Source organism: Sphingobacterium sp. 18053 (genome assembly GCF_902706145.1).
Classification (GTDB): Bacteria; Bacteroidota; Bacteroidia; order Sphingobacteriales; family Sphingobacteriaceae; genus Sphingobacterium; species Sphingobacterium paramultivorum.
Map to the genome: position 1 here is coordinate 504,887 of NZ_CACSJW010000001.1, position 15,519 is coordinate 520,405.

At 37.6% G+C, this 15,519-nt stretch carries 17 protein-coding genes and 1 tRNA gene; 7 read left to right on the forward strand and 11 right to left on the reverse strand.

Annotated features, from left to right (window positions below):
• Positions 1 to 139 precede the first annotated feature (139 nt).
• On the forward strand, positions 140 to 604 hold the full coding sequence (locus GVK91_RS02270; RefSeq protein WP_153847300.1) for a GNAT family N-acetyltransferase: 465 nt from the start codon (positions 140 to 142) through the stop codon (positions 602 to 604).
• Positions 605 to 715: 111 nt separating this feature from the next.
• Here the strand turns inward: GVK91_RS02270 and GVK91_RS02275 are convergent, their stop codons facing one another.
• Positions 716 to 1,441 (reverse strand): DUF6090 family protein, encoded by a 726-nt coding sequence (locus tag GVK91_RS02275; protein ID WP_088161567.1) that lies wholly within the window; start codon positions 1,439 to 1,441, stop codon positions 716 to 718.
• Between the two features lie 241 nt (positions 1,442 to 1,682).
• Between GVK91_RS02275 and GVK91_RS02280 the strand changes: the two genes are divergently transcribed.
• Positions 1,683 to 2,843 (forward strand): TlpA disulfide reductase family protein, encoded by a 1,161-nt coding sequence (locus GVK91_RS02280; RefSeq protein ID WP_159726708.1) that lies wholly within the window; start codon positions 1,683 to 1,685, stop codon positions 2,841 to 2,843.
• A gap of 114 nt (positions 2,844 to 2,957) precedes the next feature.
• Here the strand turns inward: GVK91_RS02280 and GVK91_RS02285 are convergent, their stop codons facing one another.
• From GVK91_RS02285 to GVK91_RS02300, 4 genes are all read right to left on the reverse strand, one after another.
• Entirely contained in the window at positions 2,958 to 3,443 is a 486-nt protein-coding gene (locus GVK91_RS02285) for a GNAT family N-acetyltransferase (RefSeq protein WP_159726710.1), read from the reverse strand.
• Positions 3,444 to 3,585: 142 nt separating this feature from the next.
• On the reverse strand, positions 3,586 to 4,131 hold the full coding sequence (locus tag GVK91_RS02290; RefSeq protein ID WP_159726712.1) for a hypothetical protein: 546 nt from the start codon (positions 4,129 to 4,131) through the stop codon (positions 3,586 to 3,588).
• 2 nt (positions 4,132 to 4,133) lie between these two features.
• A complete protein-coding gene (locus GVK91_RS02295) occupies positions 4,134 to 4,346 on the reverse strand; it encodes a hypothetical protein (protein WP_159726714.1) in 213 nt (70 codons plus the stop codon).
• A 546-nt stretch (positions 4,347 to 4,892) separates the two neighbouring features.
• Positions 4,893 to 4,980, reverse strand: a tRNA-Ser gene (locus tag GVK91_RS02300).
• A 114-nt stretch (positions 4,981 to 5,094) separates the two neighbouring features.
• Between GVK91_RS02300 and GVK91_RS02305 the strand changes: the two genes are divergently transcribed.
• Positions 5,095 to 5,595 (forward strand): GreA/GreB family elongation factor, encoded by a 501-nt coding sequence (locus GVK91_RS02305; protein ID WP_235032739.1) that lies wholly within the window; start codon positions 5,095 to 5,097, stop codon positions 5,593 to 5,595.
• A gap of 35 nt (positions 5,596 to 5,630) precedes the next feature.
• Positions 5,631 to 6,182, forward strand: a complete 552-nt coding sequence (locus GVK91_RS02310; RefSeq protein WP_159726716.1) for a BON domain-containing protein — start codon at positions 5,631 to 5,633, stop codon at positions 6,180 to 6,182.
• Positions 6,183 to 6,256: 74 nt separating this feature from the next.
• Here GVK91_RS02310 and GVK91_RS02315 read toward each other — a convergent pair whose 3' ends face one another.
• The 6 genes from GVK91_RS02315 to GVK91_RS02340 form a co-directional block, all read right to left on the reverse strand.
• Entirely contained in the window at positions 6,257 to 6,982 is a 726-nt protein-coding gene (locus GVK91_RS02315; RefSeq protein ID WP_153848832.1) for a ThiF family adenylyltransferase, read from the reverse strand.
• Between the two features lie 77 nt (positions 6,983 to 7,059).
• Positions 7,060 to 7,725, reverse strand: coding sequence for a TatD family hydrolase (locus GVK91_RS02320; RefSeq protein WP_159726718.1), 666 nt, complete (start codon positions 7,723 to 7,725; stop codon positions 7,060 to 7,062).
• 61 nt (positions 7,726 to 7,786) lie between these two features.
• Positions 7,787 to 9,073 (reverse strand): anthranilate synthase component I family protein, encoded by a 1,287-nt coding sequence (locus GVK91_RS02325; RefSeq protein WP_153848830.1) that lies wholly within the window; start codon positions 9,071 to 9,073, stop codon positions 7,787 to 7,789.
• 3 nt (positions 9,074 to 9,076) lie between these two features.
• Complete coding sequence (locus GVK91_RS02330; protein ID WP_070564133.1) at positions 9,077 to 10,354, reverse strand: adenylosuccinate synthase; 1,278 nt, start codon at positions 10,352 to 10,354, stop codon at positions 9,077 to 9,079.
• 128 nt (positions 10,355 to 10,482) lie between these two features.
• Entirely contained in the window at positions 10,483 to 10,974 is a 492-nt protein-coding gene (locus GVK91_RS02335) for a Fur family transcriptional regulator (protein WP_046673375.1), read from the reverse strand.
• A gap of 110 nt (positions 10,975 to 11,084) precedes the next feature.
• Entirely contained in the window at positions 11,085 to 13,304 is a 2,220-nt protein-coding gene (locus GVK91_RS02340; RefSeq protein ID WP_070564136.1) for a bifunctional (p)ppGpp synthetase/guanosine-3',5'-bis(diphosphate) 3'-pyrophosphohydrolase, read from the reverse strand.
• Between the two features lie 151 nt (positions 13,305 to 13,455).
• Here GVK91_RS02340 and GVK91_RS02345 point away from each other — a divergent pair, with 151 nt between their 5' ends.
• The 3 genes from GVK91_RS02345 to bshB1 all read left to right on the forward strand — a co-directional run bounded on the left by GVK91_RS02345 (position 13,456) and on the right by bshB1 (position 15,504).
• Positions 13,456 to 14,088: a DUF4294 domain-containing protein gene (locus tag GVK91_RS02345; RefSeq protein ID WP_153848812.1), complete on the forward strand. Its 633-nt coding sequence runs from the start codon at positions 13,456 to 13,458 to the stop codon at positions 14,086 to 14,088.
• A 19-nt stretch (positions 14,089 to 14,107) separates the two neighbouring features.
• On the forward strand, positions 14,108 to 14,599 hold the full coding sequence (locus GVK91_RS02350; RefSeq protein WP_153848813.1) for a glutathione peroxidase: 492 nt from the start codon (positions 14,108 to 14,110) through the stop codon (positions 14,597 to 14,599).
• Between the two features lie 173 nt (positions 14,600 to 14,772).
• Positions 14,773 to 15,504 carry a bacillithiol biosynthesis deacetylase BshB1 gene (gene bshB1, locus GVK91_RS02355; RefSeq protein WP_153848814.1) on the forward strand — a complete coding sequence of 244 codons (732 nt, stop codon included), beginning with the start codon at positions 14,773 to 14,775 and terminating at the stop codon, positions 15,502 to 15,504.
• Positions 15,505 to 15,519 lie beyond the last annotated feature (15 nt).

The following is a 15,519-nucleotide window of genomic DNA, read 5'->3' on the forward strand; positions in this document are numbered from 1 at the left end:
AAAGGCAAAAAGGTTCTTAAGTTCCTTTCTACAAGAACTTAAAATATGAAAATAATACTATAGTTGCTATTCGTTTTGTAATTTGCAAATATTGGATATAGCCAACAAAAGGCAAAATAATAGACGTAGATTCTTAATTATGGAAATAATCATCAGACAAGCAAAAGAAAGCGAAATCAATGTATTAATCGAGTTTGAACAAGGAATTGTTGAAGCTGAACGACCTTTTGATAATACATTGAAGTTAGGCGAAATTCATTATTATGATCTCCTAGAACTGATCAGGTCCAGGGAGGCTGAAGTTCTTGTTGCAATTGTTGACGATCAAGTTGTCGGATCGGGATATGCGAGATTATTGGATGCAAAACCTTATCAAAAATATGAAAAGTATGCTTACCTCGGATTTATGTTTGTTAAACCCGAATATCGAGGGCAGGGTATCAACAAAATGATTTTACATCGATTGATCAACTGGGCAAAAGAAAGAAATATTTCAGAAATAAGACTTCAGGTTTATGAAGAAAATACGAGTGCAAAAAAAGCCTATGCAAAGGCAGGATTTAGACCAAATCTTCTGGAAATGCGTATGGAAATCGATGACTGATAATAATGAAAATTCATTGGGATAATTTCTATAACAAATTAAAAAAAAGACAGCTTTTAAAAATTTAAAAGCTGTCTTTTTTTTGACGTTATGCACTCATTCGAAACCGATTTATTCATTATTATGCTCAATTTCGGCAATGATTTCTTTGGCAGATTTGATGACCTGATTATTCAGCTGAATAATCATATTTGCTTGAGATGCTGCATTGATAAGGATTCCTTTTACTTTTGGCGATGCATTAACTGCTTTATACATCATATCGGGATTTATATTTGCATTAGGAATGGATACTAGTTCATCGGCGAGCTTAAAAACCAATGCGTTGTAGTAGGTTTGCCAATCGTCTTTTGATGGCACTACGGTTTGATAATATTCCAAAATTCCTGTTTTTAATTTTCGATCCTTGATGAGACCAATTTTCCCACTAGATCGGAATCCTTCATAATTTCCGGTATTTCTAATCTTAAAGATCGGATTAAGGTTCATCTTAATACGGTCATTCGGGTTGACTTTCACCAAGCTATCAATTTTTTGCTGGTTCAGTTCTCCGTAAAATTTACAACCTTCAGCTGTATTTGTCAAGTAGGAATTTTGCTTTTCTAAGTCGTGGACATCTTTTTGGAGGTCGACTTTTAGATCTTCCAAAAATTCTTTTACTTCTTGTTGTTCATGCCGATGCTCGCTCCAGCCGTGAAGCCATATAGAAAGTGATACTGCAAAAACGATAATGAAGATCTCAATGGATATTTCTTTCAGTTTTTCAGAGAGGCTATGCTTTGGCTCTTTTGCGGTTTTATAAATTTTCTTCGTGTGCTTAATGATCTCGTCTTGCATTTTACAGCTTTAAGTTAATATAAAGGTGATTTTGTTAAATATTGGTGTTAATACACAAAGATGCAAAAGTTTGGTAAAACACACAAATTAATAACTTGTCCACTACTTTTTTGAGGCAGAAAACAGGTATCAAGTTGTTTTATTAGGGGATATGCCATGGTTTAAAGAAGATAGTAACAGGCTCAGAACAGAGAAATTGCGTATATTTATGATAGTAAATTACCAGAAAATAGACTATATTATGAAAATATGGGCAGGATTGCTATTAATAGCGGTTTTTATACTTCCTTTCCTCGTTTGTGGGCAAAATCGCTATCAGATTAATGGGGCAATACCTCAATTGAAGGAGGGTTCCAAAGTATTTTTGATCTACGAAATAGAAGGTAAGTCTGTTGTTGATTCCACTTTTTCAAGAGGTGGAAATTTTTCATTTTCGGGGACGGTAGACTATCCTGTTTCATCGTCGCTATATCTCAATAAAAATCCTTATGTAAATAGACCCTCTCGCAATGAGCAAATGGATTTTTTTCGTTTTTATCTTGAGCCTGTCACTATGCAAATGCAAGCAAGCGACTCCTTGAAAAATATAACGATCAGTGGATCTCAAATTAATCTCGACCAAGATGCTTTTAAAAAGATGCGTAGCTCCGTAGATGATAAATTTACAGCACTTAATAAAGAATTTTATGCACTTTCAGCTAATCAACAAAGCGATCCTAAAGTGCGGGAAGCTTTTATTGATCGGGAAAAAGGATTAATGGATGACCTATATCGTGTTCATTTAGCATTTGCTCGTCAGCATCCATCGTCCTACCTTAGCTTAATCAGTTTATCCTTTGTTGCTGGACAGGAGAAATTTATGGAAGAGGTTAAAAGGATATATGCCGATTTAACTGAGAAGCTCAAAGGCTATCCTTTGGCCAAAGAGGTACCCATGCAGTTAGAATCGTCAATCAGGACAAAAGTTGGACAGGTTGCCCCCGATCTCGAACTTCAAACTCAAATGGGTAAGCGTCTAAAACTATCTGAATTCCGGGGAAAGTATCTATTGGTAGACTTTTGGGCTAGTTGGTGTGGGCCGTGCCGCGAAGAAAATCCAAATCTAGTAGCGCTTTACAATAAATACAAAGATTCGGGATTCGAAATCTTAGGAATATCGCTGGATAAAGTAGCTCAACGCGAACAATGGGTCAAAGCAATTGCAGATGATAAGCTGAGCTGGCCACAAGTATCTGATTTAAAAGGTTGGGATAGCCAAGCAGCAAAACGTTATGGCATCAATTCCATACCGGCAAGCTTCTTGTTGGATCCCGCAGGAAAAATTATACACCGCAACCTCAGAGGAAAAGATTTAGTAGAAAAATTACAGGCAATCTTTTCAGATAAACGTGATCGTAAATAGCCCGCGTATTAGTATATCCGATAAGCTATATTAATACTGGGATATTCTTGTTAGGGCCGCGAAACCTAAGTGTGAAACCGATTGAGGGGGAAAGACTGATCAAAAAATCGCTCATTAATCTAATCTATATATAAATTCCTCAATTTCGATTTGGCGTGCATTAGCAAAACCTCGATCAGTACCAACCTTAACAAAGTCACAATTTTCCAATACTTTTTGGGAACCGAGATTATCGAAAGCGACGCGCCCATAAATAGGACGGTTTGTTTCAATTGAAAGAAACGCTTTAAGTGCTTTTGTTGCAATTCCACGTCCCCAGAATTTCCGGTCAATCCAATAAGTGATCTCAGCATCACCTTCAATAATAAACTTCGCAATACTTCCTACAATTATCCCATCAATCAGAATCGTTTGATTGTTTATGCTTGGCTCATTGTGAAATTTAGCATATTTCTCAAGGTAAGCTGTCTGATCTGAAGAAGTACTTGAGGTAAAAGCTGCGAGATAATTTGCTTCTTCATCAAGCTGAAACTGATAATGTGTTTCTAAATCCGCGTATACTGTCGGTCTAAGAGTAAATTGAAAGTTGAGGTCATCCATGCTTTTTTATGTTCGGTTTATTCCCAAATATAGTAATAAATACTTTTCCTTTAGTCTTCATCGAAGTCAACCCGACGACAACTTGAGGAAAAGCCGAACAGTGCTCAAACAAAGGTAGAATTTAAGCCGATGTGATGTTGCTTCATTGAGCCCATATGGGGAGATAGGTAGATACCTCGATTCCTGAAACATTATCCTGATATTTAAACACAGTTTCAGGTACCATGTGGTTTTCGCTTATATCGACCCCCTTAACAGAAGAAAAGAGATTTAGATGCCTTTTCACAAGCGGCATGGTATGAATATATAAATGGGTTATTTTGTCAGTGCTAGAGTCGCAATCACTATTTTTCTTAGCTTTAGACCTCGCATGGCATATATACATATTATCGGTGTAAAAAAAGATCATTTCAATCTTATTTTCAGGGTACAACGCTTTAATATCGTGTAGCATTTGAAGATGCGTCTTATTAACCATATTGACCTCCACAGCAAAATCTTCGTCATTACTTAGCAGCATCAATAGCTGTTCCTCAAATCTCCTATATCCATCTTTTAAACCTAGTGCAGCATAGCTTTGAACAAAGAGATTAGGGTCAAGTATCTTGATCCCCTCGGGAATGAAATACTGTCCACAAGTACTTTTCCCAATATGAGGAGGGCCAGTTATCACATATATTGTCGCCATGATCAGATATTTTGAATTGTCCCATCGCTATGCTCTTCAACCATTTGCCCATCCTTGCTATAAACCAATGGCTGTTCACGAGAAAACAAATAGGAGCGAATGCTCTTTTGCAATTCTTGCCTCCATTGTATCTTTTCATCCGCAGACATAGTGAATGGATCTTTTTTCATCTTTCCAGTTTTGACAAGTTGTTCTTCTTGAATTATCCTTTTCATTTAAAAATTAATTAACATTAGCTTGTACGATCAATTAAATATAAACATATATTAATATAATATAAAAAAATATTAACACAAAATGCGTGAGAAATTTGATAGACCGACTTTAAATTGGCAACAAAATCCATTATAAAATTAACAGGCGCTGTATATTCTTTTTATCAAGAAAGTATACAAAAGAATTATACAGTTGATTGTTAAAGTTATATACCGATTTGAATATCTCAGGGGCTGAAGGTAAAATTTAGACAACTAACAAAGTTTAGAGAGTTACTTTTCACTCGGGCAACTATTTCCTTTCCTGAAGATAATGAATATAGTTTATTCCATCTCGAACATAGAACTTTTTGAACTTACCAATTTGGCCTGGGCTCTCGTATTAATAAACAACTCTCCAGTCACCGGATTTGGCTCCAATAATGCGTGGAATTTTGAAAGACGAAGTTCTCGTAAAACGTTTCCTCCTTTGGTTTGGTTTTGGTGCTGGTACATCACCTAAAACAGAAAAACCGTTCTTAACAGTGTTAAAAACGGTTTGTTTTGCGGAAAGGGAGGGATTCGAACCCTCGATACAGTCATCCCGTATACAGTCTTTCCAGGACTGCTCATTCGACCACTCTGACACCTTTCCGTGTTTCAGTGCACAAATGTAGCAATTTTTTAATTTATTGCAACCTTATTCGTGTTATTTGCCATCAGATTTGTTATATTCTATTGAGACTAAGTGTATTGTTTTTATTTTTTAATGAATAAAACTTATTTCTTATTTTTCGGAATGACAAATAATTATTTCGACATAAAAGGGGAGATCCTCGACATAGCACTAAAACGTACTCAGGAACGTATCACAATGATAGAATCTGCTTTAGAAACAGCCAGAGATTCAAGTAATGACGATACCAAAAGTAGTGCTGGGGACAAATATGAAACTTCACGTGAAATGATTCAACAGGACATCAATCGCTACCAAAAGCAACTCCTGGAAGCCAATAAAGATCTACAGCAACTGATCAGTATAGAATCATTACAAAATGATGTAATGGATGTCGCCAGACTAGGAACGCTTGTTCAAACCAATGTTGGACTATATTTGATCGCCACAAGTATTGGAGCCGTAAAAATAGGGGCTAATAATATCTTCGTCATTTCGCCTGCATCTCCAATTGGACAACTACTTATCGGAAAAAAAATAGGTGATAGTTTTGTTTTTAACAACGTTAATCAAAAAGTTATTGCAATCTACTAAGTGATGAAAATACCGAAAAATTAAACAATATGCCGATGCATCTGTTCTTATTTAGTACAGAAACGAAGAATGACATGAAATTGAATAATTTACTTTTAATCTTCTTACTTGGTGCTTTACTGTTTATTCACTCTTGTAGATCGCCCGAATCCGACGAAAAACTAAGATCAAAAATCGAGGCAGCATTGGAAACTACTGCAGGCATCGAAGTAGATGTCGAGGAAGGGAATGTAACGTTGGATGGACAGATAGGTTCGGATTCGCTCAAGCAGGATATAGAAAACAAAACAAAATTAGCAGGGGGAGAGGATATCAAATCCATTCACAACAATATCATTGTAAATCTTCCTGAACCAGAAGATGCCCGTGAAAAATATCATGAAATTATGGGCGGCGCGATAGATTCTACCTTAACGAGAGATGTCAATCTTGTCCTGGAAGATTTTCCAACCATTACGGCCCAGGTGAAGGAAGGAATTATAATTGCGACAGGTAATCTTGAAAAATCAAAAATCGATACACTAAAGAAAAGATTAGAGCATATCAAGCCCAAAGGCATTGATATGAAAGGTGTCACCAGTCGTTAAACAAAGAAAAGAAGCTATCCATCGATTGACGGGTAGCTTCTTTCATTTGTTCATATGTTTATTTAATGCCTAAGTTAAGCATTTTCTATTAAATCTCGTATAGCAACAGAAGCTATTGCCCCACCAAAGGCTGCTGGTAGATATGACATGGTACCGTAGGCAGACTTTTTAAAGTTACTCCCATCAGTATATAATAATGAATCCTTGTTTGGAAGTTCAGTTGAAAATGCCACTTTTACCCCATCTCGAATACCATGTTTGCGCAATTTTTTACGGATATGATGCGCTAATTTACAATTATAAGATTTACCGATATCGTCAATTTTTATTTTCGTGGGGTCCACTTTCCCACCAGCACCCATTGAACTCACAAATGGTATATTGGCTTCCAATGCCCTCCGAATGAAAAATAGTTTCGGTGTAATACTATCAATGGCTTCAACACAATAATCCGGAGCTAAATCTAATAAAGCTGGTATTTTTTCTGGAATGATAAAGTCTTGTATTACGGTTAAATCCAACTCAGGATTAATAGCTAACAATCTTTCCCGCATAATTTCAGCTTTTGCTTCACCATGATTGGTTGCCAAGGCAGGCAATTGTCTATTACGGTTGGACGGGTCCACTGTGTCTCCATCGATAATGGTCATTTTCCCAACACCTGCCCGGCATATAAATTCTGCAGCAAATGAACCAACACCACCTAATCCCAAAACCATCACATGCGAATTAGCTAATTTTTCAACCGCCGTTCTACCGATCAATGCTTCGGTACGTGACAGCCAGCTTAAATCTTTCATCTATTTAAATTTGTTTTTATATTATGATGAATTCCCAAAATCTATCATTCAACGTGAATAATCAAATTATGATGGGTTCATTTATTAAATACTTTCTTATAATTTTGGAATAAAGCCCGTTTTAACTCTTCCAGTTCGATCGATCTGAGCCGAGCTACGTAGCGATAAAGTGTAGCAATTTCTACAGTCGTATCTGTATCTGTTTCTAAAAACAAATGGCAGAGTGAAATATTTTGTAAAAGTTCGTCTTGACTTCCGTTTAAACAATGTTTTCCTATGGAAAGATAATACCCTTGATCGATTAACTGTTGAGCCAAGGTCCAGTTCTTACGATATCCATGAAAAACAACAGCTTCGTTAAAATTCACTTTTTTTAGACAATCAACAATCTCCTGAAAAGCTCGAACACAATGAATTATCAAGGGCTTCCTATACGTTTTAGCCAAGCGAACCTGTTGATCAAACACAGGCTGTTGGTCGGAGAGGGAAGTGGCGATATTTTTGTCTATACCACATTCACCTATGGCTAAAACTTGACTCCGAGCTAATGCGTCTACCAGGAGTTCCAAATCGTGTTCAGTATTCTCATTGATATACCATGGGTGTAAACCTACTGAACAATCCGCTTCAGAAATTGTCTCCGAATGGTTCAACGTGATATTCTTAATAGAAAGAGTAACACGTTCTTTGACCGGATAATTCCGATGCGTATGTAGATCGATATAGGGAATCTGTGTAGCCAACGAGACAAAGGTCGAAAAAATACTTGAAGCAAAAAATATTCTCTACAAAATTAGTATAGTTTTATTCTCCCAAGCTAGCATCTAAAGCTTCAAGAATACCAGAAGCCTTCAAAAGACATTCTTGATACTCCTGATCGGCAGCTGCCTGATTGGTAACTGCTCCACCAGTATGAAAGGAAAGGTACCTTTTTTGTTTATTGTAAAGCAATGAACGGATAACGACGTTAAAATCAAATTCATCATGCACAGTGTCAAAGTAACCGATAGATCCAGCATAGATACCTCGCTTTCGAGCTTCAAGCTGATCGCAAATTTGCATAGCTGCAATTTTGGGAGCACCTGTCATCGAACCTGCCGGAAAGGTATTTCTAAATACATCCACATTGGCGACTTCTGGATCTTGCATGCAGGTAATAGTCGAAATCATTTGATGCACTTGTTCGAAGGATTGAATCTCAAAAAGGCGGGTGGCCTCAACCGTTCCGGGAAGAGCACTTCGTGTCAAATCATTACGAACCAAATCAACGATCATCACATTTTCGGCGATCTCTTTTTTTGACCTCAACATATCAGCTATAATCTGTTGGTCCTCTGTTGGATTTGCCCCCCTTTTGGCCGTTCCTTTAATCGGCTGAGAAATCAACTTTCCTTGTCTTTTCGCTAAAAATCGCTCCGGAGAAGCACTCATGATAAAATGATAACCTACCTTGAAAAATGAACTAAAGGGCGTAGGTGATATGGTATTCAACCGATGATAAACTTCCATAGGAGAGATATCAGCATCATCAGCAAAAAATTCCTGGCAAAGGTTCACTTCATAGATGTCTCCACGCTGAATATGTGCCTGTACATTTTCAAAAGCTTTGACATATTCACCCTTTGTCCAACGCGACTGCACCTGCACAGAAATTGGGGTTATCGCAGGAATCTGAGTATCGGAAATAGCCTGATAGATTTTAACAGGATCCTCGGCTTCTATATGCACTTGACCCGCCATCCATCGAAGTGTAATTGCCGGCACAAAGAAATAAGCTTCTGGAAATTCGAGCTGATCCTTTCCTGTTGTCTGTAATTCTTCTATCTCATTCTTAAGGTCGTAGGATAGAAATCCGGGGATAAACTGAGATTGATGTAATCTCAAAAAAGCGTCGAGCTGGTCAAATACATTTTCATTTGCACGGAAAGAGAATAATGCCTTGACAGCCAAGATCTGTTCAAATTTGCCCCATTGATCGGACATCCCATTACTATTAAAGAAAGAAATTTCATCAAATTGCCCCGACCAGTGCAGGGCTTTTTGATGAAATTTATCTTTAGAATCGAGAAGATCAAAACTTTCGATCCGCATAGTTTATTTTGATAAAGCTAATGTTTGTTTACGATCAGGACCTACCGATAGGATCGTGATAGGTACTTCAAGAGCTTTCTCTAAATAAGAAATATAATTTTTTAATGCTTCAGGTATTTCTTGTTCAGACGTTATACCGGTCAAATCTTGTTTCCACCCATCAATTTCTTCTAAGATAGGTTCTGCTTGATGCGTGATGATTTCATAAGGCATATAATCAATCACTTCACCATTATACTTATAATGTGTACATGCGTAGATTTTGTCGAAGGTATCCAAAACGTCAGCCTTCATCATAATCAAGTCTGTCACGCCATTCAACATAATGGCATATTTCAAAGCTGGAATATCGATCCATCCCGTACGACGAGCACGGCCTGTAGTCGCTCCAAATTCATGACCTAATTGACGTAATTTTTCGCCAGTTTCATCGTGAAGTTCAGTAGGGAAGGGACCGCCACCTACGCGAGTCGCATATGCTTTAAAGATACCATATACCTTGCCGATTTTATTTGGTGCGATACCTAAGCCTGTACAAGCTCCGGCCGTTGTGGTATTAGATGAAGTAACAAATGGATAAGAACCAAAATCAACATCCAAAAGCGTACCTTGAGCACCCTCAGCTAACACACGTTTGCCTTCTTTCAAATATTGATTCACCAAATGCTCTGAATCCACATGTGGGATAGATTTAATGAATTCGATTGCATCTAAAAATGCTTTCTCTTTTTCACTGAAATCAGGTATTTCACCGTAATGCGAAAGAATACTTAGATGTTTTTCTTTCAACTTTTGGTAACGCTCTTGAAAATCTGGAAGCGTTGTATCACCGACACGTAAACCATTTCTACCGGTTTTATCCATGTAAGTTGGACCGATACCTTTCAGCGTGGATCCGATTTTTCCTGCACCCATTTTTGATTCTGAGGCAGCATCCAATAATTGGTGCGTCGGCAGAATAAGGTGTGCTTTACGCGCTAAAACCAAATTGCCTTTACCCACCGGATCAAAACCAGCTGTCTTCAGGTTGTCTAACTCTCTTTTTAAGATAATCGGATCGATAACGACGCCATTACCAATAAGATTTAGTGTACCTTCATTGAAGATACCAGATGGAATTGTGTTGAGTACGAATTTCTTGTTATCGAATTCCAACGTGTGTCCGGCGTTAGGGCCGCCTTGGAAACGAGCGATTAAATCGTATTTTGGACAAAATACGTCTACGATTTTACCTTTACCCTCGTCACCCCATTGTAAGCCCAAAAGCACATCAACTTGCATAGCTTTTAAAGTATAGTAATTAAAATGTTATTAATAAAAATAGACTCTATTCAAAAATAAAATGTTCAGGAATTTTCCCCCTGAACATTCCTGAACAAATGTACTATTATATTTAAGAAAATATAAGATTAATTTGAAATAGCTTCGTGAGCGACGGTCTCTTCTTTTTTGTTCTTAAGTTGACAGTCTTGACATACACCATACAAATTGAGAGAGTGGTGCTTAATGTCAAATTTTAAAAGATCCCCCATGAGACTCTGAATTTGATTGATACGTGGATCACAGAATTCAACGACCTTATTACATTCAATACAGATCACGTGATCGTGTTGTTTGAACCCATAAGACTTCTCAAATTGCGCCATGTTCCTTCCAAACTGGTGTTTTGTAACCAAGTCACAAGAGACCAAAAGTTCTAGGGTATTATAAACTGTAGCACGACTGACACGATATTTCTTGTTCTTCATATGGATATACAAAGACTCTACATCAAAGTGATCAGTACGTGAATAAATCTCTTCCAAAATCGCATAGCGCTCTGGTGTTTTTCTTAGATTTTTATTTTCTAAGTAGGCTTCAAAGATTTTTTTTACAGTTGCAAAATTTTCAGCTTGATTCATAGTAAAAATATTCTTGTACAAATTTACCAATTAAGATTGATATTTCCTCTATTAAAAATAGTGCTTAATAGTAGTCGCCTTAGCGTAATTTTCAATCCAACTCTTGGCTATTAATTTTCCGATTCATATCGATTGACACCTGTTATCCCTCTGACTTGCTTTAAATTTCTCATCAAACTTTCAAGCTGAGCAGTATCATTCACATAGACCATAATATTACCATCAAAAATACCTTCGTTACTTGAAATTGACAAGGACCGAATATTAACAGCAAATTCTTGCGAAATAACAGTTGTAAGCTTATTTACTAATCCAACATCATCTATGCCAACTATATGTAAACCTGTCAAAAATGCAGAATCTTTTGTAGAAGCCCAGCGTGCTTTTAAAATTCTATAGCCATAATTTGCCATCAGCTTGGAGGCATTTGGACAGCTCGTACGGTGAATTTTTATACCATCATTAACTGTCAAAAAGCCAAAGACATCGTCACCAGGGATAGGGTTACAACAGGGTGCTAACGTGTAATCGACTTTCTGCATGTCGTCACCAATTAAGATCGTGTCGAATTCCTTCTTATTTATCTTTTCAACTAGTCCACCTATATGGGTATTAAATTGATTTCCTGATGAAGAACTTACATTAATTTCAACTGCTTTTTCATGCGCGACATATTCTCTCAGTTGCCGAATATCAACAATGCCCTTAGCAACATTGTAGAAAAGATCCTGCGAACTAGGATATTTTAAAAAGTTGGCAATTTTATTAATATTATCCGTATTATAGGTAACTTTTAGCGATTTCAACTTACGTTCCAAAATCTCTTTCCCATCCTCCGCAACTCTTCTCTTTTCCTCTTTTAAAGAAGATCTGATTTTGGATTTGGCTTTTGCAGTCACAACAAAATTCAACCAATCCTCCTTAGGCGACTGCTTGCTCGATGTAATAATCTCTACCTGATCCCCATTTTGCAAAATATGACTCAAAGGAACAAGTTTGTGATTTACTTTGGCGCCAATACAACTTGCCCCAATATCAGAGTGGATCTCAAAGGCAAAATCTAAAGCAGTGGCATTGTTGGGTAGTTGAATCAGTGTTCCTTTGGGGGTGAATATAAAAATCTCATCGGAGAAAAGATTCATCTTAAAATCATCCACAAAATCCATCGCATTTTGATCCGGACTACTTAAGACATCGCGTACCTTTTTGATCCATTGATCCAAGCCAGAATCTGAATTTGATTCTTTATACTTCCAATGCGCTGCAAACCCTTTTTCGGCAATTTCATTCATCCGTTTGGTTCGAATCTGAACTTCTACCCACTGCCCTTTAGGTCCCATTACCGTAGTATGTAAAGACTCATAACCATTTCCTTTCGGAGAGGAAATCCAATCCCGAAGACGGTCGGGGTTAGGGCGATACAAATCTGTGACAATAGAATAGACTTTCCAACATTCGGTTTTTTCTTTTTCATCCACAGCATCTATTACAATACGTATAGCAAACAAATCATAAACCTCCTCAAAAGGAATCGATTTTTTTCGCATCTTATTCCAAATAGAATGGATTGATTTAGGTCGCCCAAATACGGACGCCTTAATACCCTGTTCCTCCAATATCTCTTTGATGGGACCAATAAAATCGCCTATAAATTTTTCGCGCTCGGCTTTCTTCTCATTCAGTTTTCGAGCTATAAATTTATAGGTGTCCGGATCGGTAAATTTCATCGAGAGATCTTCCAATTCGGATTTTATCGCATACAGCCCAAGACGATGTGCTAATGGTGCATAAAGGTAACTTGTCTCCGAAGCAATCTTCAGCTGCTTATCCCTGGCCATAAATTCCATAGTACGCATATTGTGCAGCCTATCTGCCAATTTAATGAGAATTACACGAACATCGTCAGCCAGTGTGAGCAACATTTTTCTGAAATTCTCCGCTTGCATGGAACTGTTTGGATCAAAAATCCCTGAAATTTTGGTAAGCCCATCGATAATTCGGCGAACTTTCTTACCAAACATTTCTTCAATTTCATCCAATGTAACATTGGTATCTTCAACTACATCATGGAGCAAGGCGCATACTATAGATGTTGTTCCTAAGCCAATCTCTTCAGCAGCAATCTGGGCAACAGCTATTGGGTGATAAATATAAGGCTCTCCTGATTTGCGTCGCATCTCTTTATGACTATCCAATGCTAAATCAAATGCCTTTCGGATCTCCTGCTTGTCTCCACGCTGTAAAGTTGGCTTACAAGCGCGCAACAATGCACGGTAACGTTTCCTTATCTCTTTGTTTTCTGCTTCAATATCAATCACATAATCTTTCATAAACGTTGCAGGTAAATGATGTTTTTTGAGTAAATTTGTGTAATTTAGTTAATGTATTCTTGAATACTATTTTCAAGCTAACTTATTTTGTAATAAATCTACCAAAATATTATAGCATTGACAAATTAAAAAGCGTTATATAATTGCCCAAATGAAGACAATATTATTTTGTTTGCTTTTCCTCACAAGGACTTTGTCCGTATGGGCACAGTCTCAATCACTCACTCTTCCTTTGTATGGAGAGGGGGCGCAGGAGATCGTAAACAGCTATATGACAACAACCTTGACAAGCGGAGAGGTGCTACCTTGGTTTCCGATTCCAGAGGTCACTGTTGTAGCCAAAAGAACCTGGTCAAGTGAAGAAGCACGAAGAGAATATCTCCGCTTTAGAAGAAATGTCCTAAAGGTTCTTCCTTATGCTATATATGCGCAAAAAAGATATGATCAGCTAGACAGAGATCTCGCGCTAACTTCGGACAAAAAGGAACATAAAGCATTGGTTGAAAAATGTGAAAGTGACGTAAAACAGATGTTTGACCGAGAAATCAAAAATATGACTATTTCACAAGGCAAAATACTCATTAAATTGATCGATCGTTATACGGGACATACCGGTTATGAAATGGTAAAGGAAATGAAGGGTGGGATTTCCGCTTTTTTCTATCAGGGAGTCGCGAAAATATTCGGTCACAACCTAAAGTCAACTTATGACCCAAAAGAAGACTTTGCCATTGAAAATATCATTAGGGAATTCGAGAAGTCGAGACCTCAACCTGTTATGTGACCAATCAAACCAAAACCAGATGAAAACAGTATACGACTTTGACGCACTTCAGTTTAACGGTAAAAAAAAATCCCTCGCTGATTTTGAAGGTAAAGTTTTACTCATTGTCAATACTGCCAGCCAATGTCTCTTTACCAGACAATTTAAATCGCTCGAAAAACTTTACCAAAAATATAAAGACCAAGGTTTCGAAATTCTGGCATTTCCAGCAAATAATTTTCGTAACCAGGAACCGTTAACCGGTAGTACGCTAGAGACATTCTGCCGGATCAATCAACAGGTGAGTTTTCCTATTTTTAAGCGTAGCCATGTTATCGGCGAATACACAACACCTTTATACAGTTTTCTTTCGAGCAAAGATCAAAATGGACATATTAACAGTAAACCTTCCTGGAATTTCCACAAATATCTGGTAAACAAAAAAGGAGAGGTCATTGATTTCTATTATCCGACTACTTCGCCATTATCAAGTAAAATTTGTCGCAATATTGAGCGTCTTTTACAAGAGTAACCCATAAACTGCTTACATTTGCCGCAGTTCCCCACAGCACAGGCCGAGTCGTATATGGACTTGGGATCAATAACCACACGGGATTAGTAAAGGTTTTTCGCCAAAACTATCCATCGGTCAATTGGAATGATTTGTCATAAAAAGGGAAGCCAATTAAAAGAGAGAAATATTATATGTTAAAATTAGATCTACTTATCATTGCTGTACATCCAGATGACGCTGAGCTAGGCGCAGGAGGTGTGATGGCAAAATATGTTGCAGAAGGAAAAAAGGTAGGAATTGTTGATTTAACCCAAGGTGAGCTCGGCACGCGTGGCACAGCGGAGACTAGAGCACAAGAAGCAAAAGATGCTGCCGAAATATTAGGGCTGGCCGTTAGAGAAAATCTTGGCCTAAGAGATGGTTTCTTTGAAAATGCTGAAAAAGAAAAAATGGCTGTAATAAGGGCCGTCCGCAAATACCAACCGGATATTATCATTACAAATGCCATTACTGATCGCCACCCAGACCATGGAAGAGCGGGACAGATGGTCAACGAAGCCTGCTTTCTTGCTGGCTTGAGAAAAGTGGAAACTTTTGATCAGGACAATATTCCTCAGGAGGCCTACCGCCCTCGATTGGTACTGCAATTTGTACAAGACTATTATATCAAACCTGATGTTGTCATTGATATAACAGATTATTATCACATTAAAGAAAAATCTGTACTAGCTTACAAAACTCAATTCTATACCGGAGAAAATGTAAATCCTGATGAACCACAGACGTATATTTCTAATCCGGATTTCATGGAATCGACTGCTGCTAGAGCGCGAGAATTTGGACGGTACATTCAAGCGAAATATGCCGAAGGATTTACTTCCAAGAAGATACTTGGCGTTGATGATTTATTTCATCTGAAGTAGGAAGTAGAATCTATC